We start from the raw sequence: 26180 nt of genomic DNA on the forward strand, positions 1-26180 counted from the left end.
GGCGACAACACGAAGGGCCGGTTGCCCGGCCCTCGCGTGCGCGGCGATGCGACCGTTCAGTTCGCCCGCGTGTATTCGATCTGCATGCTCTTGCGTTCCTTGCCGTCGCGCGTTTCGTACATCTCGAAGGTGACGTGATCCTTGTCGACGATGCGAACGGTGTCGCGCACCGGTACCAGCGCGCCGTTGTGCATCGGGTCGGGCATCTGCGCGGTGTAGGTGTAGCTCTTGCTCGCCGGGTCGTAGCTGCCCTGGGACACGAACAGGCCGGTCGACATGTTGTCCGACCAGGTGCTGAAGTACTTGCCGGTCACATTGTCGTAGCCCGAGTAACCCACGCCTTCGAACGGCTGGCCCATGAACTGCCCGCTGTAGTCCATGCGCAACTGGCGGCCGCCCAATACGGCGGTGTTGACCGACTTTCCGGTCTCGACTTGCGGCGGTGTCGACGGATCCATCCATGAGGTCATCTTGGTGTTCCAGGTGCCCTCGAACTCCGCGATCAGCTGCTTGTGCTTGTCGTTGGGCGTGGAGGCCTTCTGCCACGCTTCCATCATCGCCTGCTGTTCGGGCGTCATCGGCGGTGGTGCCGCGGCCTTCTTGTCCTTGGCGAAGGCGGTCGTTGCAAGCAGGCAGCCGAGCGTGAGCGCGGCAATGCGGTGGATCTTCATTGCGTCCTCTCCCTGGTAGGCCGCGAGGGCGGCCGGCGGGCGAACGCTACGCTGGGTTTCGTTAAAGCCGCGTTCGTCGTGGTGCGGCGAATCAAAGCCGCAGCACCGCTCCGCTCAGTGCGTCGCGGATGGGCGTGGGCGCTTCGAGTCCGCCGGTCTCGCCTTCGGTGATGCCATCGAGCTGCGCGAGCAAGGCCGGGTCGAGCGCCTCGCGCAGGAAGGCTGGCGGTTCGCCCGCAAGGTTGGCGCTGGTGGAGACGAGCGGACCGCCGAAGGCTTCGCACAGGGCCGCCACGACAGGATGCGCGCTGACGCGCACGGCGACGCCGGTATGCGCGCCGGTGATCCAGCGCGGAACGCGCGCGGTCGCCGGCACGATCCAGGTGTTGGCGCCGGGCCAGCTGTCTGCCACGGCGGCGAGGCGATCGGGCGGCAGCGCGCTCCAGTCGAGCAGGCCGTCGAACTGCGCACGACGGGCGGCGATGAGGATCAGGCCCTTGGCGACTTCGCGCTGCTTGATCGCGAGCAGGCGCAGCACCGCGGCTTCGTTGAAGGGATCGCAGCCCAGGCCCCACACGGCTTCGGTGGGGTAGGCGATGACGCCGCCGTCGTGCAGGACACGGGCGGCGTCGGTCAGGGAGAGCGGGGCGGGCATGAGGCGAAGACCGTTACGCCTTGGTCTTCTTCGCGACCTTCTTCACTGCCTTCTTGGCGGCGGTCTTCGTCGTTGCCTTCTTGGCAGCGGTTTTGGTCGTCGCCTTCTTGGTGGCCTTCTTCGCGACCTTCTTGGCTGCCTTCTTCGCCACCGGCTTCTCGACCGCGGCCTTCTTCGCGGCCGCCTTCTTCGCTGCAGGTTCCTTCTTCGCCGCGGCCTTCTTGCCGAAGCGGCCGCGCATCGGCTTGCCCGTGGTTTCCATCAGCTGCTGCGCTTCTTCCAGCGTCAGCGAGGCCGGCTCGCGGTCCTTGGGAATACGGCCGTTGAGCTTGCCGTCCGACAGATACGGACCGAAGCGGCCGTTGAGCACCTGGATGTCGCTGCCCGGGAATTCCTTGATGATGCGGTTGCGCGCGATCTCTTCCTTCTCTTCGATCAGGAAGACCGCACGGGCGAGGTCGATCGTGTACGGATCGTCTTCCTTCTTCAGCGAGGCGTAGACGCTGCCGCGCTTGGCGAACGGCCCGAATCGGCCGACGCCGACGCTGACCTCGTGACCGTCGCTCAGACCGAGCTTGCGCGGCAGCTTGAACAGCTCCACCGCATCCTCCAGCGTGATGGTGTGCATCGACTGGCCGGGGCGCAGCGAGGCGAACTCCAGCTTCTCATCGGTGTCCTTGTCGCCGATCTGCGCGTAGGGCCCGAAGCGGCCCAGGCGCACGCTCACCGGCTTGCCGCTCTTGGGATCGGTGCCGAGTTCACGCGCGCCGGTGGCCTCGCTGCGATCGACCGATTCGGTCTTCTCTTCGACCAGCTCCTTGAACGGGCCCCAGAACTTCTCCATCAACGGCACCCATTCCTCTTCGCCACGCGAGACGGCGTCGAGTTCGTCTTCCATCTTCGCCGTGAAGTCATAGTCGACGTAGCGGGTGAAGTGGCTGCTGAGGAACTTCGATACCGCGCGGCCGACGTCGGTGGGTCGGAAGCTGCGGCCTTCCATCTCCGTGTACTTGCGGAACAGCAGGGTCTGGATGATCGAGGCATAGGTGGAGGGACGGCCGATGCCGTATTCCTCCAGCGCCTTCACCAGCGCCGCTTCGGTGAAGCGCGGCGGCGGCTGGGTGAAATGCTGATCGGCGTGGATGCGGTCGAGCGGGACGCGGTCGCCGACCTTCATCGCCGGCAGCTTGCGGCCTTCGTCTTCGTCTTCGCTGCTCTTGGTGTCCTTGCCTTCCTCGTACACCGCGAGGAAGCCCGGATCGACCACCGTCGTGCCCGAGGCGCGGAAGCTGTGCTCGTTGCCGGCGGCCAGATCAACCGACACGGTGTTGAGCGTGGCCGGAACCATCTGCGAGGCGACGGCGCGCTTCCACACCAGTTCGTACAGCTTGCGCTCGTCGTCGCTGAGGAAGCGTGCGACCTGCGCGGGCGTGCGCAGCGCCGAGGTCGGACGCACCGCTTCGTGCGCTTCCTGCGCGTTCTTCGACTTTGTGGTGTAGACGTTGGCCTTGTCCGGCACCGCGCGGGTGCCGTAGTCGCGGGCGATCACGTCGCGGATCTCGACCAGCGCGTCCTGCGACAGGTTGACCGAGTCGGTACGCATGTAGGTGATCAGGCCGACCGTGCCTTCTTCGCCGATCGCCACGCCTTCGTACAGTTTCTGCGCGACCTGCATGGTCTTGCGCGTGGTGAAGCCGAGCTTGCGCGCGGCTTCCTGCTGCAGCGTGGAGGTGGTGAACGGCGCCGCCGGGCGGCGCTTGCGCTCCTTGCTGGCGACGTCGGTGACGTGCAGCGCGCCGGCGGCGGCCTTGACCAGGCGCTGGCGGGCGGCTTCGGCATCCTCGCCATTGGTGATCGTGAACTGCTCGACCTTCTTGCCGTCCAGCTTGGTCAGCTTGGCGGTGAACGCCTGCGTGGGATGCGCGCACTCGGCCTCGACGCTCCAGTATTCACGGGCGACGAAGGCTTCGATCTCTTCCTCGCGCTCCACGATCATGCGCAGCGCCGGCGACTGCACGCGGCCGGCGGACAGGCCGCGCTGCACCTTGCGCCACAGCACCGGCGAGAGGTTGAAGCCGACCAGGTAGTCCAGCGCGCGGCGGGCCTGCTGCGCGTCGACCAGGTCGCTGGCGATGTCGCGCGGCTGGGTCATCGCTTCCTTGATCGCGCGCGGCGTGATTTCGGTGAACACCACGCGCTGCAGCGTCTTGCCCTTGAGCAGCCCGCGCTCCCTGAGGATCTCGGCGATGTGCCAGCTGATCGCCTCGCCTTCGCGATCCGGGTCGGTTGCCAGAAACAGGGCGTCGGCGCCCTTGGCGGCCTTGGCGATGGCGTCGACGTGCTTCTCGTTCTTCTCGATCAGGTCGTAGCGCATGGCGAAGCCGTTGTCCGGGTCCACCGCCCCCTCCTTGGGCACCAGGTCGCGCACATGGCCGTACGAGGCCAGGACGGTGAAGTCCTTGCCCAGGTACTTGTTGATCGTCTTGGCCTTGGCGGGCGACTCGACGATGAGGAGGTTCTTGGCCATGGGGGAGTCCGGTTCCGGGCGTTCCCGGGCTATGGGGGAGGAACGCCAAACGACATCAGGAAAGGCAACGCCCGGGGCCTGGGGCCACGGGCGTCGGGATCTTGTTCTTTTTTTAGTGGAATCACGAGGCGGCCAGGCCTGTCAAGCCTGGGAGGACCGCCACCCCTCGACCGGAGCCCGGCCGGGTGTGACCCCGGCCGCAGCCGGAGCACGAGGTTAATGCATGCCGCCGGCTATTCCGGCGGCGACGATCGCCGCAATCAGCAGAAGGTAGCCGATGATGAACACGCCGGCGATGACGATGATCACCACGGTCACCGTGCCCAGCTCATGCCGCTGCCGCTCGGGATGGGCGGTGAACGCCCACTGGTCCACGACCAGCGTGCTGGCGACCATGTCGTGCAACGCGCGCTTGCGCTCGGTGAACCCGGCCATGATGTAGCCGATGCCCACCGTCAGGCTGCTAATGATCGTGGCGAAGTAGCGGCCGATGCCGCGGGAGAAGCTGATGGCCTGTCCGTCGTCGTCGGTGACCTTGATGCCTACCGCCATCTTGCCCAGCGTGGCCTGGCGGCTGGAGGAGTGCATCCAGGCGTAGTAGACCGCCTGCATCGCCAGCGGTATCAGGAACATGCCGAGCAGCATGCCGAACAGGCCCGCGCCCGCCATCATGGCGCTGGGGTCGCTGCGCGCGGAGAGGGTCGCACTCACACCGAAGCCGGCCATGACGATCATTTGCACGATCCAGGTCACGATGCCGATCACGAACACGTCGATGAAGTTGGCGGCGAAGCGTTTCCAGAAACCCGCGTACACGACCTCGCCGCCGGCGACGTATTCGCTGCCGGCGCTCACCGTGGCGCGCGGCGGCGCGTAGGGCGAGCTCGGTTCGGCGGCGGCGTAAGGATTGGCGCCCGCGCTCAGCGTGGTCGTCGACGACAGGGTGCCCAGCGGAGCGGTGGCGGCGGCCCCGCCCATCGCGGGGGCCGGCGTCGCGGCGGCGGTGAGCGGCTCGGCCATCGCGTACGGATTCACGCCCGCCGACAGCGGCGCGGCTTCGACCGGCGCACGGCCGGCGGCTTCGTTGAGCGCCTGCGTCATAACTTCGCGCCAGGCCCGCCACTGCGGCATGCCTTCACGCCACACCAGGGTGTCCGGCTGCAGCTGGCCGGCGTTGTGCAGATCGGCGAGGTCGCTGGCCGCAACCGGGCCGAGGCGGTTGCGCTGGTAGTCGCTGTAGTACCACTGGCTCATTACTGGGTGCTCAGGTGGGAGTTGAGGTGGCGCGGCACTGGATAGGACGGAATCGCGCGGGCAGGTCGCCGCCGCTGCAGTCCCATTGGCTTGCGTCCGCGTCAGTTTCGAACATTAGCGTCTTCCCCTCCACGGCGCCCGGGCCGCGCAAGGTGATTTCGAAGGCGCAATGGCCGCCTTCTACGGTCCCTACGCGGACGCCGCTGATCCGTGGATGTTGGGTGAGCTGCGCGAGCACAGCCGCCAGGTCGCCGCTCTGATCGTTCGGGCAATTGCCTTCGCTGGCCATGTGTTCGGCGATGGCGGTCTTCAGCGGGACCGCCGCGATCATGACTTCGGCGACCTTCGCGCGTTGCACGTAATCCTGGTACGCCGGAATGGCGATCGCGGCGAGGATGCCCACCATCGGTATGGCCAGCGCGGCGCACACCAGCAAGGCGATCATGCAGCCGGACATGCCCTTCTTCGGCGGGGCCGCCGCGCGCGTGGGTTGCACCGGCGCCGCAGGGCCGGTGGGCAGCGGCGGCGGCGGCGTGGCGTCGGGCGTGATCGAGTCGATGTCGAGTTCGATCGCGAGCCGCTCCAACGGCAGCCATTGCACCATCCCCTCGCTCCAGACCAGGCTGTCGAGGCGGAGCCGGCGCTGGCGGTAGTGCTCGCGCAGTTCTTCGGAGGAAATCGGGCCGACGCGATTGCCGGCGTCGTCGGCGTAGTGCCACTGGGTCATCGAAACTCTCCGGACATCAGCCGCCGCTGCGGCAGTCGCGTGGACGCAGGTTGTCGGGCATGTCGCCGCCGCGACATTCCCAGGCGAAGCCATCGCCTTCGGCATGGCCCTCGTAGCGCAATGCCTTGCCGTCGATCGGCTTGCCGTCGGCGTTGAATGCGACCTCGAACGCGCAACCGTTGCCGGTGCGCTCGAAGCTCACGTTCATGGCGAATTGCTGCCGGACCTTGCTCTGCAGCTGCGTCACGCCCGGATCGCCATCGACGGGACAGCGGCCGCTGCGCAGCGCGTAGTCGGCGACGACCTGCTTGAGGCCGTTCGCGATTCCCTGGACCTTGCCGATGCTCGTCGCGCGCTGCGCGTAGTCCTTGTAGGACGACAGCATGATCGAGCCCAGGATCATTGCCCCCGGGATCACGATGACCGCGATGGCGATCAATGCGATCGCTCCGCCGGAGAGCGTCTTCTTCTCGCGTAGCGGCGCGCGCGTGTACTTGCCGCGCGGTGCGGTCCGTATCGGTTGCGGCGCGATCGGCGCAGGCGCGTTCGAAGGCATGGGTGGCGGTGCAGACGTATCCTGCTGCATGCCGAGGATGCCGATCTCCACCTCGAGTCGCTCCAGCGGCTGCCATTCGCGCAGGCCGTGGTGCCATACCAGCGTGTCGCGCTGGATGCGGCGCTCTTGATAGAGCTCGCGCAGATCATTGGCCGATAGCGGCCCGACGCGCCCCTCGCCGGGAGCGTGGTAATACCAGTCGATCATTGCCTTCCCCTGAAACTCTTCCCTGAAAACCGGTGCTTGCCTTATCCGACGCTCCCTCCCCGGCGCGTCGGCGGCAAAGTGTGACTAATGTACCGGTTCGGGTTCGTCCGCGAACATCTGGGTTTCCATCCAGGCATAGGCGGCTTCGCTGCCCGGCTGGTTGAACAGCACCATCAGCACGACCCACTTGAGGTCGTCGAGGTCGAGTTCGTCCTGGTCCAGCGCCATCGCGCGGTCCAGCACCAGCTCGCGCTGGTCGGCGTCGAGGATGCCGTGCTGCTCGAGGAACAGCAGGAACCCGCGGCATTCCACGTCGAGCTTGTCCAGCTCGGGGCCGAAGTAGATGCGGGTGGGGCCGTTGGCGCGCGGCGTGGCGGTACTCGGGCGCTGCGACGCCAGAGCGTCCAGCCACTCGAAGGCCTTGTTGATCTCGGCGGGACTGAAGCCGGCCTGGCCGAGCTCCTCGAAGAGCGGGCCGCTGCGGAGCGAATCGTGGTCGCGGACGAGGTCGGCGTCCTCGGTGAAGTAGTGCTCGAACAGGTACAGCAGGACGTCCAGGATGCTCTCTTTCATTTCCCTCGGCCTGCGCCGCTGACGGCGCGATGGGCGGGTTGGGGCTTAGTCGGGGTGCCGCAAGAACCGTGCCTCACACGTGAATCAACCCGCGGATCGACGACTCCGGTGGTACCGGCCGTGTTGCGTGGTGACCCGGCCGTCAAGCTCCATGATCAGGAGCATGGATGACAGTTCGGCGGGCGTCAATCCAGTCCGAACGACCAGTTGATCCATATCTGTGGGGTCATGGCCGAGCGCCTTCCACAACGTCTGGTAGTTGGCGTCCTGGCCTTCCAGACCGTTTGCTGACTGGGTCGAACCCTCGCCATGACCGGTTTCGGCAAGGTGCGGCGACGCAGAGATGGGGTCCCGCAACCGCAGTCGCAAGTCGCCGGCCAGTTCGGCCGCGGCCGATGCCAGCGCCGCGGTGACCTCCGCAGGGGTCTCGACCAGCGCCGCGCCGTCGCGGATCAGGCGATGGCAGCCGCGGGCGTACGGGTTGTGGATCGAGCCGGGCAGGGCGAAGACTTCGCGCCCCGCCTCGGCCGCCAGGCGGGCCGTGATCAGCGCGCCGGAGCGCTGCGCGGCTTCGACCACCAGCGTGCCCAGGGCCAGTCCGGCGAGGATGCGGTTACGGCTAGGGAAATGCTCGGCGCGCGCGCCGGTGCCCGGCAGGTGCTCGCTCACGATCGCGCCGCTCCGCACGATGCGCGCGTGCAGACCGGTGTGCGAACGCGGATAAGGCACGTCCGGACCGGTGCCGAGCACGGCGACGGTGGCGCCGCTGGCGTCCAATGCGGCTTCGTGCGCCGCCGCATCGATGCCTGAGGCGAGCCCGCTGACGATGCAGAACCCGGCGGCCACCAGCGTGCGCGCGAACAAGGCGGCGTTATCGCGGCCGCCCGGCGTGGCGGCGCGGCTGCCGACGATGGCGATCGACGCCCGCCACAGCAGCGTGGGGTCGCCGGCGACAAACAGCGCCAGCGGCGCGTTCGGGCTGCGCCGAAGCAAGGGCGGATAGTCGGGATCGGTGCATGCGAGCAGGTGATGGCCAGGCTGTGCGAGCCATACGTGTGCGGCCCGCAGTCGGAGCGCGTCGGGCGCGAGCAGAGCATCGATCTGGGCGTCCAGCAGGCCGCTGGCGCGCCACGCGGAAACGCCAGCGGCCAGTGCGGCCGACGGAGGCCCGAGCCGCTCCAGCAGCGCCCTGCGCACGCCGGTCGGTCCGCCGGCGGCCGCCAGGCGCAACAAGGCCTCGGTATCGTCCATCTGCATGCCGACCAGGCTATGCGTCGGGCCATGTGCATACAGCCGGGCGCCTTCTGTTCCTGGCGTAGGAAAACGCCGCGAACCGAAAGCGAGAGCGCAGAAACGACAACGGCGCCTTGCGGCGCCGTTGATCGTGCGGGACGTCGGTTAGTTCGACGCGTCCGGGTGCTTGAGCTCGTAGCCCACGCGGGTCGGACGAATGCTGTCCATCACCAGGGCGTAGCTGACCTTGTCGAAGGTGCGGAACACCATCATGTGGCCGGCGAATTCGTCCGGCAGGCGCACCTTGTTGCCGTTGCCGACGCTGTCCGGGCTGCGGTCGACGCCGACCGCCACGCGGTCGACGGCGTTGGAACCGACGCGCCAGCTGGAGAACACGGTGCCGTTGTCGATGCCATCACGCGCACCCACCGACAGCGCCACGACGTCGCGCGGACCGCCGGTGCTGATCATGTCGGCCACGGCGAGCACCTTGGCCTTGCCGTAGGCGAATTCCTGCTTCGGCGGATGCGGGAAGAACTGCAGGTCGTAGGGCTGCGGCTCGACCGGAATCAAGCGATCGCCTTCGCGCACTTCGCGGCCGGTCTGGTCGACCACCAGCGTGGTGGCCTCGTACTGGCCCCCTTCCACGCGGGTGACCGTCGCGGTGGTGAGTTGCATCAGCTCATAGCCCAGGAACTCGCCCTTGCTGGCCGGAATCAGGTGATTCCACAGCTGTTCGGTGAACTTGGTCGTGCGGCCGCGGAAATCGAGGTCTTCCGGCTTGGTCGTGGTGACGTCGCAGCAGCGCTTGGGGTTGATCGCGTTGTAGCGGACGGTCGGACGCACGATCGCGTAGCGCTGGCCCGGCTGGGCGCCGGCCAGATTGCGCACGTAGACGACCTGGTCGAGCGAGGCGCGCAGGCGGTCTTCTTCCAGGCCGACCACGTAGGGCAGGTCTTCGAATTCGTCGACGACGCGCAGGTCCTTGAGGAACCGTTCGACGTCCTTCAGCGGCACGCCGGTCAGCGGGGCCTCTTCACGCGGACCGGGCGTCACCGCCACACGGTCCAGGTAGGCCAGCGAGATGACGTCGCCCGGATAGATGAGGTGAGGATTCTTGATCTGCGGGTTGGCCTGCCAGATCTCCGGCCACAGCCACGGACGCTTGAGGAACTTGCCGGCGATATCCCACAGGGTGTCGCCGCGGCGGACCGTGTAGGTATCCGGATGATCACCGCGCATTTCCTGCGCGACGGCCACAGTGGCGATGGTCAGGAGCGCAGCGGTCAAGACCGTGCGAATTGGTTTAAGCATGGCGGCCATGTATCTGATTCCCCTTGCCAGTTTTCCCCGCAGGCCCGGGCACTATAGCCCAGAAGATGCGCGCCTTTGCAAGCTTTTCCGGGGCTTGCCGGCGTTACAATCGCACCTGTGCTTGACGATGTGACCGTGGCCCCCATTTTCCCGGGAAGCCATCTGCTGGACCGCACAGCGCTTCAGTGACCGGTTGCATGTTTCCCCCACCACGCCGATCGCGCCAGCGCCGACCGGCTGCCCCTTCGCTGGAGGGGCCCCAGAGATTCCGACCATGGCCCTGCTCCCCATCCTTGAATTCCCCGATCCCCGCCTGCGTACCAAGGCGGTTCCGGTCGAGCCGTCGCAGATCGCCGACCCGGCGTTCCAGCAGCTGCTCGACGACATGTTCGAGACCATGTACGACGCGCCGGGCATCGGTCTGGCCGCGAGCCAGGTGGACGTCCACAAGACCTTCATGGTCATAGACGTGAGCGAAGACAAAACCCGGCCGCTGGTGTTCATCAACCCCGAAATCACCGCGCGCGACGGCGACCAGGTCTACCAGGAAGGCTGCCTGTCGGTGCCCGGCATCTTTGCCGACGTGACCCGTTCCAACCAGATCACCGTGCAGGCCATCGACCGCAACGGCCAGGCGTTTTCGATGGACGCCGACGGCCTGCTCGCGGTGTGCGTCCAGCACGAAATGGATCACCTGATCGGCAAGCTGTTCGTCGACTATCTCTCGCCGCTCAAGCGCGAGATGGTGCGCAAGAAGCTGGCGAAGGCGCGCCGCCAGGCCGCGGCCTGACGGCATAGCCCATCCATGCGCATTGTTTTCGCCGGCACGCCGGATTTCGCCGTGCCCAGCCTGCGCGCCGCCGCGCAGCGCAATGAAGTGGTCGCGGTCTACACGCAGCCCGATCGTCCCGCCGGCCGCGGCCGCGAACTGACCCCCTCGCCGGTCAAGCGCGAGGCGTTGCTGCGCGGGATCGAGGTGGTGCAGCCGGAGAACTTCAAGTCCGCGCTGTCCAAGGACGCGTTGCGCGCGCTGCAGCCGGACCTGATGATCGTCGTCGCCTACGGACTGATCCTGCCGCAGTCGGTGCTCGACATTCCGACCTATGGTTGCTGGAACGTGCATGCCTCGCTGCTGCCGCGCTGGCGCGGCGCCGCGCCGATCCAACGTGCGATCGAAGCCGGCGACAGCGCGTCGGGCATCTGCCTGATGCAGATGGAGAAGGGCCTGGATACCGGGCCGGTGCTGCTGTCGCAGTCGCTCGACATCGGCGCGAGCGAGACCGGCGGACAGTTGCACGACCGCCTGGCCGCTTTGGGCGCGCAAGTGTTGTCCGATGGCCTGGGGCTGCTGCGCGCGGGCGTGCGCCCGATTCCGCAGACGCAGCCTGAAGTCGGCGTCACTTACGCGCACAAGCTCGACAAGGCCGAGGCAAAACTCGACTGGTCGCAGCCGGCCATCGTGCTGGCCAACAAAGTGCGCGCGTTCAATCCCTGGCCGATGGCGGAAGCGATGGTGGCGGGCGAACGCCTGCGCCTGCACGGCGCGATCGCATTGGACGAAGTGCACGGCGCTGCGCCAGGGACGCTGCTGCGCGCCGGCCGTGATGGCCTGGACGTCGCCTGCGGCGAAGGCGCGCTGCGCATCCGCGTCCTGCAGCGCGAAGGCGGCAAGGCGATCACCGCGGCGGATTACCTCAACGGCCGCCCCGACCTGAGGAGCGCGTGAGTACCGGCAGCGCCCCGCGCGTGGTCGCCGCGCGCGTGCTCGATGCCGTGCTGCATCGCGGCCGCTCCCTCAAGGCGGAGCTTGCGGCGCAGCTGCCGACACTGGATGACCCGCGCGATCGCGCGCTGGTCGAAGCGATCTGCTTCGCCGTCCTGCGTCAGCCCGCCCGTTTCGAAGCGGCGGTGAAAACGTGGGTGCCGCGGCCGCTGGGCAGGCGCGATGACGAATTGCGCGCATTGCTCTATGCGGGCTTCGCGCAGCTGGATCCTTTGGCATTACCGCCGCACGCGGCCGTCGCCGCGACGGTCGAAGCCGCGCGTGCAATGGGTCGTGCGCATCAGGCCGGCATGGCCAATGCGCTGTTGCGGCGTGCCCAGCGCGAAGGCCTCCCGCCCGGCGATCCCGCCGCGCATTGGCCGCAATGGCTGCGCACGTGCCTGCAGCAGGATTGGCCGCAGGACCACACGCGCATCCTCGAAGCCAGCGCGCAGACGCCGCCGATGTGGCTGCGCGTCAACCGCCTGCAGCAGTCGCGCGAGGTGTATCGCGAGCGTCTGCTCGAAGCCGGCATCGCTTCGCATCCAGACGCGGCGGCACCGGATGCCTTGCGCGTGGACGGCAGCGTCGCGGTCGCGCAACTGCCGGGCTTCGCCGAAGGTGCGGTTTCCGTGCAGGACATCTCCGCGCAGTTCGTCGCCGACGCCCTGGCCTTGCCTTCCGGGGCGCGCGTGCTGGATGCGTGTGCGGCGCCGGGCGGCAAGTCCGCGCATCTGCTCGAGCGCGATCCGGCCTTGAAGCTGGTTGCGCTGGACGTCGACGACAAGCGACTCGATCGCGTCCGCAGCACGCTGGCGCGATTGGGGCTCCCGGCGGCGCAGTTGCGCAGCGCCGACGCCAGTCGCCTGGAAACCTGGTGGGACGGCACTCCCCTCGATGCGGTGCTGATCGACGCGCCCTGCTCGGCGACGGGCATCGTGCGGCGGCAGCCGGACGTGCTGCTGCACCGTCGCGAGTCCGACGTGACTCCGTTGCTGGCCACCCAGGCGCACCTGCTCGACGCGCTGTGGTCGACGCTCGCGCCCGGCGGCGTGCTGCTGTACGCGACCTGCTCGGTGTTGAAGGCGGAGAACGAAGGCCAGGTCGATGCCTTCCTCGCCCGCACCGCCGACGCACGCGTGGACGCGCTCGACGAGCGCTTCGGCCGCCCCAGCGGCGCCGGTCGCCAGCGCCTGCCGGGCGAGCAGGACGGCGACGGTTTCTTCTACGCCCGTTTGCGCAAACTGCCGTAACGCCCCATCGACGCTACACCGATGGGCTCGCTTCGACCTGCGTCCGACACGCCGCGGCTATCATTCCTCGCATGCTGAAGACCACCCGCTCCCGCGAAACCTGGTTGTTCTGGATCCTTGCCCTGCTGGTGCTCGGCGCCGGCCTGGGACTGCGCGACCCCTGGCCCGCCGACGAGCCGCGTTTCACGCTCGTTGCCAAACATATGGTCGAAAGCGGCGACTGGCTGTTCCCGCACCGCGGCACCGAGCTGTATTCGGACAAACCGCCGTTCTTCATGTGGCTGCAGGCCGCCGCGTATACCGTGTTCGGCAACTGGCGCGTCGCCTTTCTTCTGCCTTCGCTGCTGGCGGCGCTGGGCACGCTGTGGTGCGTGGTCGATCTGGGCAAGCGCCTGTGGACGCGACGCATCGGCCTGTATGCGGGCTATGCCTTGCTGTTCACGCTGCACTTCGTCTATCAGGCGAAGAAGGCGCAGATCGATCCGACCGTGGTCTTCTGGATCACCCTCGCCAACTACGGCCTGTTGCGGCATCTGCTGCGCGGCGGCGACTGGCGTATGTGGATGCTGGGCTGGTTCGCCGCGGGTATGGGCACGATCACCAAGGGCGTGGGCGCGCTGGCGTTGCTGATGCTGGCGCCCGCAGCCTTCGCGGTAGTGCGGCAATGGCCGGGCGTGGTGTTTCCGCTGCGTCGCTGGCAGGTGTTGCTGGGGCCGTTGGCATTCGTGTTCGCCCTGGCGCTGTGGCTGGTGCCGATGGTGACCAGCGCCCTGCACCATCCTGATCCGGCTTACCGCGCCTACCTCGACGACATCCTGTTCCACCAGACCGCCGGCCGCTACGCGAAGTCGTGGGATCACCAACAGCCGGCCTGGTACCACCTCGGCGTGATGCTATCGATGTGGCTGCCGCTGATGTTCGCGCTGCCATGGGCCTTGCCCGCATGGAAGCGGCGCCTGCAGCGTCGCGATCCGCGCTATCTGCTGCCGCTGGCGTGGTGGCTGCTGATCATCTTGTTTTTCTCGATTCCACACGGCAAGCGCGACGTCTACATCCTGCCGGCACTGCCGATGGCATGTCTGGCGTTCGCGCCGCTGTTGCCGGGCATCCTGCGCAAGGTCTGGCCGCGCCGCATTGCGCTCGGCTTCGCCAGCATGTTTGCGTTGGCGATGACGATAGCGGGCTTGTGGATGCTGTTCGGGCATCCGAGTTTCGAAGACAAGCTGATCGGCGATCGCGGCCTCACGATGAATTCCGCGCCGTTCGCGTGGTCGTTGATCGCGATGGGCGTCGGCGGCTGGGCGAGCCTGCTGTGGTTCGGCTGGCGTCGGCCGGTGGCGGCGATGCTGTCGACGTTGAGCGTAGTCTGGGTGCTGTACGGCCTGCTGCTCTATCCGTTGTTGAACGATTCCAGCTCCGCACGCGGACTGATGAACGACATCGACCGTCGCCTGCCTGCGCAGTCGCAACTCGGCCTCGTCGCGTGGAAAGAGCAAAACCTGCTGATGGCGCCGCGCAACGTGACGACGTTCGGCTTCAAGATGCCCTGGGGCGAACAGTTGCGCCATGGCATCGCGTGGCAGGCGCAAGCGCCGGGCCAGCGCTGGCTGCTGGTGCAGGAGCCGGCGCTGTCGCAATGCATCGATCGCAGCAAGGCGGAGTTCGCCGGCCGTTCCAACCGGCGCAAGTGGTGGCTGGTGCCGGCGACCGCGGTCGTTCCCGGCTGCGTGCCGGGTGGCAAGGAACTGGAGCTGGGAACCGACGAGGGCTAGAAGGGCGGACGACGTAGGAGCTAAGGCTTCTGCCCGTTCTGCAGCAGCCACAGCATGATGGTCTTCTGCCGTACGTAGTTGGCGCGCACGTAGGCATAGACCAGTCCGTGCCAGCCGTCGAGGAAGCCGCCGCGCAGCAGGTAGCCGCGCCAGAATCGCCACGCCGGCGACACGATCAGCTTGCCCAGCGTCGCGCGCTTGCCGCGGGCGAAATCGTGCTCGGCCATCATTCGCGCGTAGCGTTGCGTCTTCTGCAGCTGCTGTTCGAGCGAACGGTAGGGATAGTGGATCAGGTCGCCGCGCAGGGTGCGTACTTCGCCGTCGACGCTGGCCGCTTCGTGCACCTCGCGGGTGCCGCGCCAGCCGCCGCGACGGCGGTCGAACAGGCGCAGGACGCGGTCCGGATAGGCGTTACCGTGGCGCAGGAACTTGCCGAAGTACTCGCTCAGGCGGGCGAAGCGGAAGCCCGCCGCTCCGCCGAAACCGCGGGCCCGCTCGGCCTCGATCGACGCGCGCAACGCGGCATCGACGCGTTCGTCGGCGTCCAGGCACAGGACCCAATCATGCGCTGCCTGTTCGATGGCGAACTGCTTCTGGCTGCGGAAGCCATCGAACGGCCGCAGCAGCACGCGCGCGCCCAGGCCGCGTGCGATCTCCACGGTCGCGTCGGTCGAATGCGAGTCGACCACCACGACTTCGTCGCAGAACGACAGCGAGGCGATGCAGTCGGCGATGCGGTCGGCCTCGTTGAACGTGATAATGCAGGCTGAGAGCGGGCGGACCGACGTCGCGGCCGACGGAGAGGGTGGGGAAGCGTTGATGGCGGATTACCTGTTGTTCGCGACCGAGCGCTATGCGCTGCCCATCCTGCAACCGCTGGCGCATGCGCTGCAAGCCGCGGGCCACGACGTGCATGCCTGGTTCGTGGACGGCGCTGCCGGCGCCGCGCTGCCGGCGCCGGTGCGCATGGTCGGACTACGCGAGGCGGTGGCCTTGCAGCCGCGCGCCGTTTTCAGCGCGGCCAACTGGGTGCCGACGTTCGTGGCCGGTGCCAAGGTCCAACTGTTCCACGGCTTCAATGTCGAGAAGCGCTCCGACGAGCGCGGCCACTTCCGCGTGCGCGGCCTGTTCGATCTGTACTGCACGCAAGGGCCTGCGACTACGGCGCCGTTCCAGGCGCTGGCCGCGCAGGAGCGGCATTTCGCCGTGGTGGAAACCGGCTGGCCCAAGCTCGATCCGCTGTTTCGCGACGACGACGGCAGTGCGGCGGCTTTGCGGGCTCCGGCCGGAGCGCGGCCGGTGGTGATGTTCGCCTCCACCTTCACCGAGCGCCTGAGCGCGGCGCCGCATCTGCTGTACGCCATCGCCGCGGAAGTCGCGCGTGGCGACCGCTATTGGCTGCTGACGTTGCATCCCAAGTGTCCGCCGGCGCTGTTCGAGCGCTATCGCGCCCTGAGCGGACCGAATGCGGCCTTCGTTGAGACCGAGCAACTGGTTGCCGCCGAGCGTGCCGCGGACGTGTTGGTCGCGGATACCACGTCGGTGGTGTCGGAGTTCGTCGTGCAGCGCAAGCCAGTGGTGACCTTCCGCAATCGCGCGCCCAAGCCGCACATGCTGGATTTCACCGATGCCGCGCAGCTGCCGGCGATGCTGGCGCGCGCGTTCGCACCCGATGCGGCGCTGCAGGCCGCGCTGGACGCCTACGCCGATGCGATCCATCCGTATCGCGACGGGCGTTCGTCCGAACGCGTGATCGCCGCGACCGAAGCCTTGTTGCGTGGCGAGCTGGGCACGCTGTCGCGCAAGCCGTTCGGATCGATCTGGCGCCGGCTGCAGATCCGACGCGATCTCGGTTACTGGGGCCGCTGACTCACCAGCGCAGCGGGCGTTTCGCGAGGGTCCGCGACAATTGCTCGTAGAGTGCGATCGCCTCGGCGTCGGGCAGGAAGCGGATTCGCAAGGGCGGTGTCATCGCGCTGGCGCCGGCCGTATCCAGCCACAGCGTGGCCGTGCCGCAGCGGCGATCAAGCGGATTGCGCGTGAGCTGCAGCGCCTGCAACTTGTCGAGTTCGGCGAAGCGCCAGTGGCGGCTCCACCAGCCTTCGCGCACGGCGATCACGTCGCGGTTCTGTGCATAGCCCGCGTTGCGCATGTGCCGGCGCGCGACGTAGGCGCTCCACGGCAGCCAGAGCAGGAGAAGCAGCGCCCACGGCGTCGCAAGCCAGCTCGCCAACGCCGCGACCGCGACGATGAAGGGCACCCCCGGCCAGGCCAGGCGCCACCACGAGCGGGCGGGCAACGCGCGCCACTCCAGGTGCGACCACCCTGCGCGCGGCAGCAGATGTTCTATCAACGCGTCGCAGGTCGCCGGAGTTGCGACCGGGGCCAACTCGCGCAGCGCGCGCTGCTGGTTCTGCTGTTCGGCCACGGCCGTATCGATCTCCAGGCTGCGGCGCTTGAGCAGGCGATGCATGACGGTTTCGCGCAGCGTCCAGGCCTGGATGCGCCGGCGCGAGGCGCTGGTGCGCCAGCGTCCGACCAGGCCGCGTTCGACGGTGAGGCGGCGTCCGGTTTCGCTCAGGCTGAAGCCGTAGTACTGCAACAGGGCAAGCACCACCGAGAATAGGCGCAGCAAGGCGATCACCAGCAGCACCAGGCTGATGCCGGCGGTCGCGAAGAACAGCGGTCCGTGCGTGCCGTTGTGCGAAGCCCAGCCCAGCGCCCACTTGCCCCAGTACTCCATGAAATTGGGGATGATGCGCGGATTGAACTGCGACAGGCCGCCCACGGCCGCACCCGCGACGATCAGGCCGCGATTGGAAATGAGGCCGAGCCGCACCACTTCGCCGGGCGTCAGCGCCAGCAGCGTGGTGGTTTGCGTCGCGGTGCCGGCGACGGATTCGCTGGTTGCGCCGCGACGACGCACCAAGGCCTCCAGCGCCAAGGCATCGGCCAGTTTGAGCACACGCATTTCCGCTTCCGGTTTCTGCCCGCCGGCCGATTCCAGGCGCGCTTCGGCCACGCCGAACAGGCGATGCAGCACCGACTGCTGCAGGCCGACGTTGTGGATGCGCGCGAAGGGAATCACCCGCACGCTGCGCTCCAGCATGCCGCTGCGCACCACCAACGCGTCGCCGGTGAAGCCGTAGCGGTAGGTGAAGTAGCGCCACGCCGAGGTCACGGCGAGCAGGCCGACGCCGATCAGCGGCCACAGCTCGTTGCGATCGCCGCCGAAGAAGAACGCCGCGACCAACGGCAAGATGAACTGCTTGAGCTGCTGCAGCAGCACGAACAGCCAGGACATCGGATGCAGGCGATGATCGGCCTGCGCGGCTTCGCTCGCGGAGGGCATGCTTTCGGAAGGCTCGTGCGCCGCGGTCATGCAGGCCGGCTCAGGCGCCGTCGTCTTCGATGTCGATCTGCCGGGCCAGCACATCGCGCAGCCGCTCGGCGTCATCGGCATCCAGATGCGGCAGAGTGACGGCGCTGTGGCGCGTCCCCGCGGTGTGCACGATCAGCGTGGCGAGGTTGCGCTGGCGCTGCAGCGGGCCGCGCTTGAGATCCAGGTGCTGCACCCGCGTCGCCGGCACGCGGGTTTCGCGCTGGAACATGCGGCCGCGGCGAATGGCGAGGCCGTCTTCGTCCAGGCGCCAGGCGACGTGGCGGAACTGGCGCAGGCCCACCCACACACCGCCCAGGCCAAGCACGAGCGCACCGCAGAGCGCGCCGATCAGCCCCGGCAATTCAAAGATCTGCCACAGCACGAACCCCGCGAACAGCATCGGAAACGCAAACCACGCGCGCGAAAGCGCGAACAGCCAGCGCGCGCGTGCCGGCAGCGGCTGCCAGCCCGTTTCGGTCAAGGAAGTCGTCGGCGCCGTTGCGGCTTCGTGCATGTCAGCGGATCCCCCGGTACGGATTGTCTTCGCCACTGCCCGGCGGGCGCAACGTGTAGCGCTTGTAGGTCCACTGGTACTGCGAAGGATCGCGTCGCGCGATGCGTTCGAGTCCCTCGTTGAGTGCGGCGACCGCCACGATCGGATCGGCATCGGCGGCCGCTGCGGCTGCGGGTTCGATGTGCAGGGCGAAGGCCGGGCGCCCGTCGCGGCCGCCATCGATGCGCTCGCAATAGGCGAACACGACCGCGGCGCCGGTGCGGTGCGCCAGCCGTCCCAGCAAGGTCATCGTCAACGCCGGCACGCCGAAGAAGGGGGCGAATTCGCCATCGCCCTGCTTGGGTTGCTGATCGGGAAGGATGCCGACCACGCCGCCATCCTTGAGGATCTTGAACAACTGGCGCACACCGGGGCCTTCCGCCCGCACCTGGGTGACGCGCTGCGCGTTGGCGTCGTCGGCGCGCACGCGGCGCAGGAAGGCGTCGCCGATCGGCGACTCCGGCGGCGCGTACAGGATCGCCAGCGGCGTATGCGCGGCGAGCCACTGGTTCAACAGTTCCCAGTTGCCGTAGTGCGGCGCAGCCACTATTACGCCGCGGCCGGCGCGGATGGCGTCGTCGAACAACTCGACGCCGTGTTGCTCGCGAATCAGCGCGAGACCTTCCGCATGCGGGCGCGTCCACAGGCGCAGCGTCTCCAGCGCCTGGCGCGCGGTGGTGCGGACGATGCGCTGGTGCAGCTCTTCGCGCTGCGCGGGCAGCATGCCGGGGTCGATGAGTTCGAGGTTGCGGCGGGCGACGCGGGCTTCGCGCGTTTCCCGCCGCAGCATCTGCGCAGCGATGACGTCGCCCAGGCGCAGCAGCCACGGCCAAGGCAGCCGGGTGAGCAGGGAAGCGATGACGTAGAGGAGACGTGCGAGAAGGTCGGCCATTGGGGCGCGAGTGTAGCGTCCGCGCACGACCGGCCATGCGATTCGCGCCGCGCGGCGGCGTTGCTCTTACGATGCGCACTCCCGGCTACTTGTCCGACCGCATGCTCGCCCTCATCCAACGCGTCACCGAAGCCCGCGTCACCGTCGACAACGAAACCGTTGGCGCGATCGGCCCCGGCCTGCTCGCCCTGGTCGGGGTCGAGCCGGGCGATGGCGAGCCCCAGGTCGCGCGCATGGCCGAGCGCCTGCTCGGCTACCGCGTCTTCGCCGATGCGCAGGGCAAGATGAACCTCGGCCTGGCCGACACCGGCGGCGGCCTGCTCCTGGTCAGCCAGTTCACCCTGGCGGCGGACACCCGCAGCGGCATGCGCCCCGGCTTCTCCACCGCGGCGGCGCCGGATCTGGCTGAACCCGTGTTCAACCGGTTGCTTGCAACGTGCCGGCAAAAGCATGCGGCGGGGGTGGAAACGGGGCGGTTCGGCGCCCATATGGTGATCAGCCTGATCAACGACGGGCCGGTGACTTTCCTGCTACGGGCTTGAGCCCCGGGCGGGCTAAAAGCGTCATAGGCCAGCGCTCCTACGCGCTGCGGCGCGTTGATCAGTCACATAGCCCCAAGCATCCCGCGGCGCGGTATAATGCTGGGTTCCCTAAGCACTACCCGGTGTCCAGCCCATGGCCAACGAACGTCCAGCGCCCCAGTCCGACATCAAGCAGCTGATCAGCAAGGGCCTGGAGCAGGGCTACCTGACCTACGCCGAAGTCAACGACCACCTGCCCGACGACCTCGTCGACGCGGAGCAGATCGAAGACATCATCGGCATGATCAACGGCATGGGCATCGAGGTGCATGAAGTTGCGCCCGATGCCGAGACGCTGTTGCTCGCCGGCGAAGCCAGCCCCGGCGGTCGCGAAGTCGACGAAACCGCTGCCGAAGAAGCCGCCGCCGCGCTGACCGCGCTCGACGGCGAAGGCGGCCGCACCACCGACCCGGTGCGCATGTACATGCGCGAGATGGGCACGGTGGAGCTGCTGACCCGCGAAGGCGAAATCGCCATCGCCAAGCGCATCGAAGAAGGCCTGAACCAGATGCAGGCTGCGCTGGCTTCGTTCCCGGGCACGATCCAGACGATCCTGACCGACTACGAAACCCACAAGACCGGCAAGAAGCGCCTCGCCGAAATCGTCGTCGGCTTCCTCGACGCCGAACCCGAACCCGAGCCGGTGCCGGTTGCCGTCGCCGAAGTCGCCGCAGAGGAAGACGAAGACGATGACGTCGAAGTCGCCGGTGACGACGAAGCTGCCGACGAAGGCCCGACCGGTCCGGATCCGGTCGAAGTCGCCGCGCGCATGGAGAAGATCGCCGACGCCTGGGGCCGCTTCGAGAAGGGCTACGCCAAGCATGGCCCGAGCCACAAGACCGTGGTCAAGGCGCGCGAGGAGATGGCCGAGGTGTTCGTCACCCTCAAGCTGCCGCTGGGCCTGACCGACACGCTGGTGAAGAACCTGCGCGACGTGCAGAACCACATCAAGGAACACGAGCGCCGCATCCTCGACCTGTCCACGCGCGTCGCCAAGATGCCGCGCAAGGATTTCATCCGCGCGTGGGAAGGCAACCAGACCAACCTGGGCTGGGTCGACGACGTGCTCAAGCGCAAGCAGAAGTGGTCGTCCGGCCTGCGCGACGTCAAGGAACAGATCATCGCCGAGCAGGAAGCGACGATTTCCATCGAGCAGGCGAACTTCCTCACCCTGTCCGACATGAAGGACATCAGCCGTGCGATGGCCTACGGCGAAGCCAAGGCGCGCAAGGCCAAGAAGGAAATGGTCGAGGCCAACCTGCGCCTGGTGATCTCGATCGCCAAGAAGTACACCAACCGCGGCCTGCAGTTCCTCGACCTGATCCAGGAAGGCAACATCGGCCTGATGAAGGCGGTCGACAAGTTCGAATACCGTCGCGGCTACAAGTTCTCGACCTATGCGACCTGGTGGATCCGCCAGGCGATCACCCGCTCGATCGCCGACCAGGCGCGCACCATCCGCATCCCGGTGCACATGATCGAGACGATCAACAAGCTCAACCGCATTTCCCGCCAGATGCTCCAGCAGTACGGCCGCGAGGCCACGCCGGAGGAGCTGGCCAAGGAAATGGACATGCCGGAAGACAAGATCCGCAAGGTCATGAAGATCGCGAAGGAACCGATCTCCATGGAAACGCCGATCGGCGACGACGAGGATTCGCACTTGGGCGACTTCATCGAGGACACCAACGTGGAGTCCCCGGTGGATGCGACGACCAACATCAACCTCTCGGAAACCGTGCGCGATGTGCTCGCCGGCCTGACCCCGCGCGAAGCCAAGGTGCTGCGCATGCGCTTCGGCATCGACATGAATACCGACCACACGCTGGAAGAAGTCGGCAAGCAGTTCGACGTCACCCGCGAGCGCATTCGTCAGATCGAAGCCAAGGCGCTGCGCAAGCTGCGTCACCCGAGCCGGTCGGAACAGCTGCGTTCGTTCCTCGATATCGACTGATCGCGCTGGTTGTGCATTGGCGTTCGAAAAGGCCCGTCCCATGGCGGGCCTTTTCATTTTGAGGCCCCGCCGATCCCCCTAGGCTATCTACGCCGAGAACTTCCCTGCTGCTCGCCATGAGTGCAGGCGGTGCCGCGCTGCCGCTATCATTCGTCTGCCGCGGGCCTATAGCTCAATGGTTAGAGCAGAGGACTCATAATCCTTTGGTTCCAGGTTCGAGTCCTGGTGGGCCCACCATCGCGGCGGCGTCGATCTTCCTGATCGCAAGTGCGGATGTCCGCTTTCGACGTAACGGACCGCTCGATTCGCCATGGCGAATGCGCGATTCATCTCATGCTGATGACGACTTTGCCCTTGGAGCGTCCCTGGGCAAGGTATGCAAGCGCTTCCTTTGCTTGCTCGAACGGAAACACCTTGTCGATCACTGGCCGGATGCGCTCCGCCTTGAGGAGTTCGCCTATGTCGGCGAGTTGATCGCCATCGGGACGCACGAAGAGAAATGAGTAGGCGACGTCCCGTCTTCTCGCAAGGCGCATGATCTTGCGGCTCATCAGTCCGAACACGAACGCCAGGAAGAAGTTCAGCCGTCGAGCGCGAGCGAACGCCGCGTCCAGCGGCCCGATGAGAGAGACAATCACGCTCCCAGGCTTGAGGATGCCGATAGATTTCTCAATCGCGTCACCCCTCACGGTGCCAAGCACCGCGTCGTAGCCGCGCAGCACTGTTTCGAATTCTTCCTTTTTATAGTCGACCACCTCATCTGCGCCAAGGCTGCGCACCAGTTCGACGTTGCCCGTGCTGGTGGTAGTTCCCACCTTGGCACCGAGGTGCTTTGCCAGCTGAATCGCAAACGTGCCGATACCGCCGGACCCTGCAGGGATGAACACCTTCTGGCCAGCCTTGAGATTGGCGCGCTCCTTCAGCGCCTGCCACGAGGTGAGCCCGACCATCGGGATCGAAGCCGCCTGCACGAAATCCAGGTTGGACGGCTTGAGCGCGGCAGCGCTCTCCGGCACCACCGCGAACTCGGCGATCGAACCCGTACCAAGGTCGAAGATGCTGGCGAAGACGGCGTCGCCTGGCTTGAAACGAGTTACGCGGCTGCCGACCTCGGTCACCACGCCGGCCAGATCGCTGCCCAGCGTGGCCGGCAGTCGGAACCGCAGGACGGGTTTGAATGTCCCCGTCGGAATCATGTTGTCGATCGGATTCACGCCCGCAGCGTGGACTTGAACCAGCAACTCGTCGGGTTTCAGCACAGGGCGGGGAACGTCGGCGAACCCGATCTCGGGTGACTTGCCGTAGCGCTTGAATGTGAGTGCTTTCATGTTGCTCTCCTATTTCTCTGAATGGACAACTGGCACTCTTTCAAGAGCCGGCGTACGCCGGCAACGTATCGAGCCGAAGATCCTTTCGAATGCCAGCGTCCACCAATCGAGTCGGCGCAAATCTGCGAAGCAATCGCAGGCGATTCGCGAGCCCGCCGGCCGTGTACCGGAGTTTTGGCTGGACGGCGATGGCCGCTTGCAGTACGACGTCGGCCACGACGGCCGGCTCATCAGCAGTTGCCATTACCTGCTTGAGCACTTTGTCCAGGAGCGCGCGAACGTCGCGATACTCATCGAGCTTCGAATCGGGAGCCAGAAAGTTCGTCTCGAATTGCGTCTTCGTGTAGGCCGGCTCGATCACCGAGACCCGGATGCCTCTTGTGCGCAACTCGTGATCGAGCGACTCCGAATAGCCTTCAACCGCATGCTTGGTTGCGGCATAGAGCGCCCCGTAAGGCATTGGAAGGAAACCAAGCACCGAGCCGATGTTGATGATGCGACCGCTTCCCTGGCGCCGCATATGCGGCGCGACCGCACGGGTCATGCGAATTAGCCCGAAGAAGTTGGTTTCAAAGATGGCTTTGGCCTGCTCGATCGAACTTTCTTCCGCTCCGGCTGGCGCAACGCCGAATCCGGCGTTGTTCACGAGCAAGTCGATGCGACCCTCCCGCCGAATGAGCTCTGTCACCGCTGCTTCGACCGATTCATCGCTGGTCACGTCAAGCGGCAACATTGCGAAAGACTGCGAGCCCGGCTGGGCACCGCGTCTGCTGGTGCCGTACACCTTGTAGCCCGCCGTTGCGAGCCGCTGCGCGGTGGCCTCGCCGATGCCGGATGAAGCCCCTGTTACCAGCGCGACGGATCCTTTGATTTTCATGGGTATGCCTTTCAGTTGGAGCGAAGAGTCATGCGGTATATATGACGATCATCATATTTTCGGGTAAGGCGAAAGACCCCGAATCCGGGGGGACGTCCTAGGTGGGAGCGAGATGTTTCAGCGCCGCTTCGCGTAGCCCCTCGGAAAGCTTGGGGTCGTCGACAGCGCGCGCGAGGATCAGTGCGCCAACCATCGTCGAAATGGCGACAAGGGCCTGCTCGTGTGCCGCCGGCTGTCCCCAGTCGCGCGACTGACGAGCAACGAGGTCGATCATCTCCTTGATGCGGCGCGTGGCGGCGCGTCTTACCTCTGGCGCCTGGCGCGGCATCTCGGAACCGAGCGCGGCGGTCGCACATCCGGTCTCGATCGCTTCCAGATGCTCCTGGGAGAGATAGGCGCGCATCATGGCGGAGAGCACCTGGTCCGGCGGGGTGCTAGCCGCTATGCGCTCCATCATCGCCACGGCTTCACCACCCGCACGATCGGCAGCTTCGGCCAGCATCGCCTCCCGAGATGGGAAGTGGGCGTAGAAGCCCCCGTGCGTCAGACCAGCTTCTTTCATGATGTCGGCAACGCCGGTGCCGTTGTAGCCGCTACGCCGGATGGCGCGCGCCGCCGCATCGACGATGCGATCGTGCGTCACTTCCTTGGATCGGGTGCCTGCCTTCTTCATATGACGATCATCATATTTGGTCGAGTCGCCGGGGACAAGTGGCTACCCATCCCCCGATCGGGGGTGTGCCGGGACGCCGATAACTGCGGTTATTTAGTGCTTTAACGAACCTCCGCCCGCGGATACGCCGTCTTGCGACGCGTCGGCGAGGTCTTTAGCCGCTTCGGGATGCTGCCTCGCGACCACGCTGGTCGCGGTCAGGTCGGCGGTGACGTTGCCGACGGTCGCGAACACATCCGGGATCGTGTCGAGCGCAAGCAATACGCCCAGCGGTTCCACCGGCAGGCCCATTGCCTGGACTACCGGCATGTTGGTGGCCATGAAGCTCACCTGGCCCGGCAACCCGACCGAGCCCATGCTGATCACCACCGCCAGCGCAGCGCCGGCGACCAGCTGCGCAGTGGTCAGGTCCACGCCATGCGCCCAGGCGATGAAGGCGGCCACGCCGATGTACTGCATCGGGCTGGTGATGCGGAACAGCGACACCGCCATCGGCAGCACCAACGACGTCACCGGCAGCGGATAGCCCAGTCGCGCGCCGGCACTTTCGATCATCGCCGGCATCGAAGCGAGCGAGGACTGCGTGCTGGCCGCAATCGCCTGCGCCGGCAAAATTGCGGCGGCGAACCGGCGCACGCGTTCGCGGCCGGCCAAGGCGGCGATGGGATACATCAGCGCCGTCACGCTGGCATACAACACGATCTGCAGGCCGATGTACGTACCGAATACACCGAGCATGCCGCCGCCAACGCGCGCGCACACCGCCAGCACCAGCGCGAACACGCCCAGCGGCGCAGCCCACAGCACCCAACGCACGATCACGATCATCACGTCGACGATCGCCTGCACGATTTCGAGCAGGCGCTGGCGGCGTGCAGGCTCGATGCGTGCGACCGCAAACCCGAAGAACAGTGCGAACACTACGAGCGGCAGCATCGCGCTCTGCGCCGCGGCGGCCAGCGCGTTGCTCGGGATGATCGCAGTGAACCATTCGCCCAGCGACGACGGGACGCTAAGGCCCGACGCGGCTGCATCCGCCGAGCGCAGCGATTCCGCGAGCCCTTCCGGTCGTGGCAGCAGCGATAGCAGCAGCGGCGCGGCAATTGCAGCCAGTGCCGCGCCGACCGAGAGCAGTACCAGGAAGCAGACGATCGCGTGGCGCGCGGTGCGTCCGGACGCGGCGGCGTCGCGCGCCGTATTCACTCCCAGGATGACCAGCGCCGCAACCAGCGGCACCACCGTCATCTGCAACGCGTTGAGCCATAGCCGGCCGACCGGCTGCACCGCCTCTGCCACCTGCGAGGCGACGCCCGGATCCCACCATGCGAGCGCCAGGCCGACAACGGCGCCGAGAAGAAGTCCGAGCAATACGCGGGCAGTGGTCGACACAAGCAGTCCTGGAATCAGTACGGAAACAAGCGCCCGCAACGGGCGGG

General features: G+C 66.9%; 24 protein-coding genes and 1 tRNA gene. 8 read left to right on the top strand and 17 right to left on the bottom strand.

The window, feature by feature from the left end:
- Positions 1-56 precede the first annotated feature (56 nt).
- The 9 genes from ACYVJ8_RS14285 to ACYVJ8_RS14325 form a co-directional block, all read right to left on the bottom strand.
- Positions 57-671 (bottom strand): DUF1579 domain-containing protein, encoded by a 615-nt coding sequence (locus tag ACYVJ8_RS14285; RefSeq protein WP_460713522.1) that lies wholly within the window; start codon positions 669-671, stop codon positions 57-59.
- A gap of 91 nt (positions 672-762) precedes the next feature.
- Positions 763-1326: a Sua5/YciO/YrdC/YwlC family protein gene (locus tag ACYVJ8_RS14290; RefSeq protein WP_460713524.1), complete on the bottom strand. Its 564-nt coding sequence runs from the start codon at positions 1324-1326 to the stop codon at positions 763-765.
- Between the two features lie 13 nt (positions 1327-1339).
- The gene (locus ACYVJ8_RS14295; protein ID WP_460713526.1) at positions 1340-3853 is read right to left on the bottom strand and encodes a DNA topoisomerase I; all 2514 of its coding nucleotides are present in this window, start codon (positions 3851-3853) and stop codon (positions 1340-1342) included.
- 216 nt (positions 3854-4069) lie between these two features.
- The gene (locus ACYVJ8_RS14300) at positions 4070-5107 is read right to left on the bottom strand and encodes an RDD family protein (protein ID WP_460713528.1); all 1038 of its coding nucleotides are present in this window, start codon (positions 5105-5107) and stop codon (positions 4070-4072) included.
- A 10-nt stretch (positions 5108-5117) separates the two neighbouring features.
- Complete coding sequence (locus ACYVJ8_RS14305) at positions 5118-5834, bottom strand: pilin (RefSeq protein ID WP_460713530.1); 717 nt, start codon at positions 5832-5834, stop codon at positions 5118-5120.
- Positions 5835-5850: 16 nt separating this feature from the next.
- Complete coding sequence (locus ACYVJ8_RS14310) at positions 5851-6597, bottom strand: GYF domain-containing protein (protein WP_460713532.1); 747 nt, start codon at positions 6595-6597, stop codon at positions 5851-5853.
- Between the two features lie 84 nt (positions 6598-6681).
- Complete coding sequence (locus ACYVJ8_RS14315; protein ID WP_460713534.1) at positions 6682-7170, bottom strand: DUF494 family protein; 489 nt, start codon at positions 7168-7170, stop codon at positions 6682-6684.
- A gap of 84 nt (positions 7171-7254) precedes the next feature.
- Entirely contained in the window at positions 7255-8427 is a 1173-nt protein-coding gene (gene dprA / locus ACYVJ8_RS14320) for a DNA-processing protein DprA (RefSeq protein WP_460713536.1), read from the bottom strand.
- Positions 8428-8568: 141 nt separating this feature from the next.
- Positions 8569-9717: a LysM peptidoglycan-binding domain-containing protein gene (locus ACYVJ8_RS14325; protein ID WP_460713762.1), complete on the bottom strand. Its 1149-nt coding sequence runs from the start codon at positions 9715-9717 to the stop codon at positions 8569-8571.
- Positions 9718-9991: 274 nt separating this feature from the next.
- On the opposite strand from ACYVJ8_RS14325, the gene def reads away from it, so the two are divergent.
- The 4 genes from def (at position 9992) to ACYVJ8_RS14345 (ending at position 14504) form a co-directional block, all read left to right on the top strand.
- A complete protein-coding gene (gene def / locus ACYVJ8_RS14330) occupies positions 9992-10507 on the top strand; it encodes a peptide deformylase (RefSeq protein ID WP_460713538.1) in 516 nt (171 codons plus the stop codon).
- Positions 10508-10522: 15 nt separating this feature from the next.
- Positions 10523-11443 (top strand): methionyl-tRNA formyltransferase, encoded by a 921-nt coding sequence (gene fmt / locus ACYVJ8_RS14335; protein ID WP_460713540.1) that lies wholly within the window; start codon positions 10523-10525, stop codon positions 11441-11443.
- Positions 11440-12732: a 16S rRNA (cytosine(967)-C(5))-methyltransferase RsmB gene (rsmB, locus tag ACYVJ8_RS14340; protein WP_460713542.1), complete on the top strand. Its 1293-nt coding sequence runs from the start codon at positions 11440-11442 to the stop codon at positions 12730-12732. The genes fmt and rsmB overlap by 4 nt, the downstream gene beginning before the upstream one ends.
- A gap of 71 nt (positions 12733-12803) precedes the next feature.
- Positions 12804-14504: an ArnT family glycosyltransferase gene (locus ACYVJ8_RS14345; protein WP_460713544.1), complete on the top strand. Its 1701-nt coding sequence runs from the start codon at positions 12804-12806 to the stop codon at positions 14502-14504.
- 20 nt (positions 14505-14524) lie between these two features.
- On the opposite strand, the gene ACYVJ8_RS14350 is transcribed toward ACYVJ8_RS14345, so the two are convergent.
- Positions 14525-15325: a glycosyltransferase family 2 protein gene (locus ACYVJ8_RS14350; RefSeq protein ID WP_460713764.1), complete on the bottom strand. Its 801-nt coding sequence runs from the start codon at positions 15323-15325 to the stop codon at positions 14525-14527.
- Here ACYVJ8_RS14350 and ACYVJ8_RS14355 point away from each other — a divergent pair.
- Positions 15321-16373: a CDP-glycerol glycerophosphotransferase family protein gene (locus ACYVJ8_RS14355; RefSeq protein ID WP_460713766.1), complete on the top strand. Its 1053-nt coding sequence runs from the start codon at positions 15321-15323 to the stop codon at positions 16371-16373. The genes ACYVJ8_RS14350 and ACYVJ8_RS14355 overlap by 5 nt on opposite strands.
- Before the next feature lies 1 nt (position 16374).
- Here the strand turns inward: ACYVJ8_RS14355 and ACYVJ8_RS14360 are convergent, their stop codons facing one another.
- Genes ACYVJ8_RS14360 through ACYVJ8_RS14370 form a run of 3 tightly spaced genes read right to left on the bottom strand, consistent with a single transcriptional unit; the run spans position 16375 to position 19331 of the window.
- A complete protein-coding gene (locus ACYVJ8_RS14360) occupies positions 16375-17856 on the bottom strand; it encodes a PH domain-containing protein (RefSeq protein ID WP_460713546.1) in 1482 nt (493 codons plus the stop codon).
- Positions 17857-17896: 40 nt separating this feature from the next.
- Complete coding sequence (locus ACYVJ8_RS14365) at positions 17897-18400, bottom strand: PH domain-containing protein (RefSeq protein ID WP_460713548.1); 504 nt, start codon at positions 18398-18400, stop codon at positions 17897-17899.
- A gap of 1 nt (position 18401) precedes the next feature.
- Positions 18402-19331 (bottom strand): lauroyl acyltransferase, encoded by a 930-nt coding sequence (locus ACYVJ8_RS14370; protein WP_460713550.1) that lies wholly within the window; start codon positions 19329-19331, stop codon positions 18402-18404.
- Positions 19332-19432: 101 nt separating this feature from the next.
- Between ACYVJ8_RS14370 and dtd the strand changes: the two genes are divergently transcribed.
- The 3 genes from dtd to ACYVJ8_RS14385 all read left to right on the top strand — a co-directional run bounded on the left by dtd (position 19433) and on the right by ACYVJ8_RS14385 (position 22103).
- Complete coding sequence (gene dtd, locus ACYVJ8_RS14375; protein WP_460713552.1) at positions 19433-19873, top strand: D-aminoacyl-tRNA deacylase; 441 nt, start codon at positions 19433-19435, stop codon at positions 19871-19873.
- A gap of 133 nt (positions 19874-20006) precedes the next feature.
- On the top strand, positions 20007-21866 hold the full coding sequence (gene rpoD / locus ACYVJ8_RS14380) for an RNA polymerase sigma factor RpoD (protein WP_460713554.1): 1860 nt from the start codon (positions 20007-20009) through the stop codon (positions 21864-21866).
- Between the two features lie 161 nt (positions 21867-22027).
- A tRNA-Ile gene (locus ACYVJ8_RS14385) sits at positions 22028-22103 on the top strand.
- A gap of 89 nt (positions 22104-22192) precedes the next feature.
- Here ACYVJ8_RS14385 and ACYVJ8_RS14390 read toward each other — a convergent pair.
- The 4 genes from ACYVJ8_RS14390 to ACYVJ8_RS14405 form a co-directional block, all read right to left on the bottom strand.
- Positions 22193-23194 (bottom strand): NADP-dependent oxidoreductase, encoded by a 1002-nt coding sequence (locus ACYVJ8_RS14390; protein ID WP_460713556.1) that lies wholly within the window; start codon positions 23192-23194, stop codon positions 22193-22195.
- 40 nt (positions 23195-23234) lie between these two features.
- Positions 23235-24071: an oxidoreductase gene (locus ACYVJ8_RS14395; RefSeq protein WP_460713558.1), complete on the bottom strand. Its 837-nt coding sequence runs from the start codon at positions 24069-24071 to the stop codon at positions 23235-23237.
- 97 nt (positions 24072-24168) lie between these two features.
- On the bottom strand, positions 24169-24744 hold the full coding sequence (locus tag ACYVJ8_RS14400; protein ID WP_460713560.1) for a TetR/AcrR family transcriptional regulator: 576 nt from the start codon (positions 24742-24744) through the stop codon (positions 24169-24171).
- A gap of 93 nt (positions 24745-24837) precedes the next feature.
- Positions 24838-26133, bottom strand: coding sequence for a dicarboxylate/amino acid:cation symporter (locus ACYVJ8_RS14405; RefSeq protein ID WP_460713562.1), 1296 nt, complete (start codon positions 26131-26133; stop codon positions 24838-24840).
- Positions 26134-26180: the final 47 nt, after the last annotated feature.

The sequence above is a fragment of the Lysobacter terrae genome, assembly GCF_054782215.1.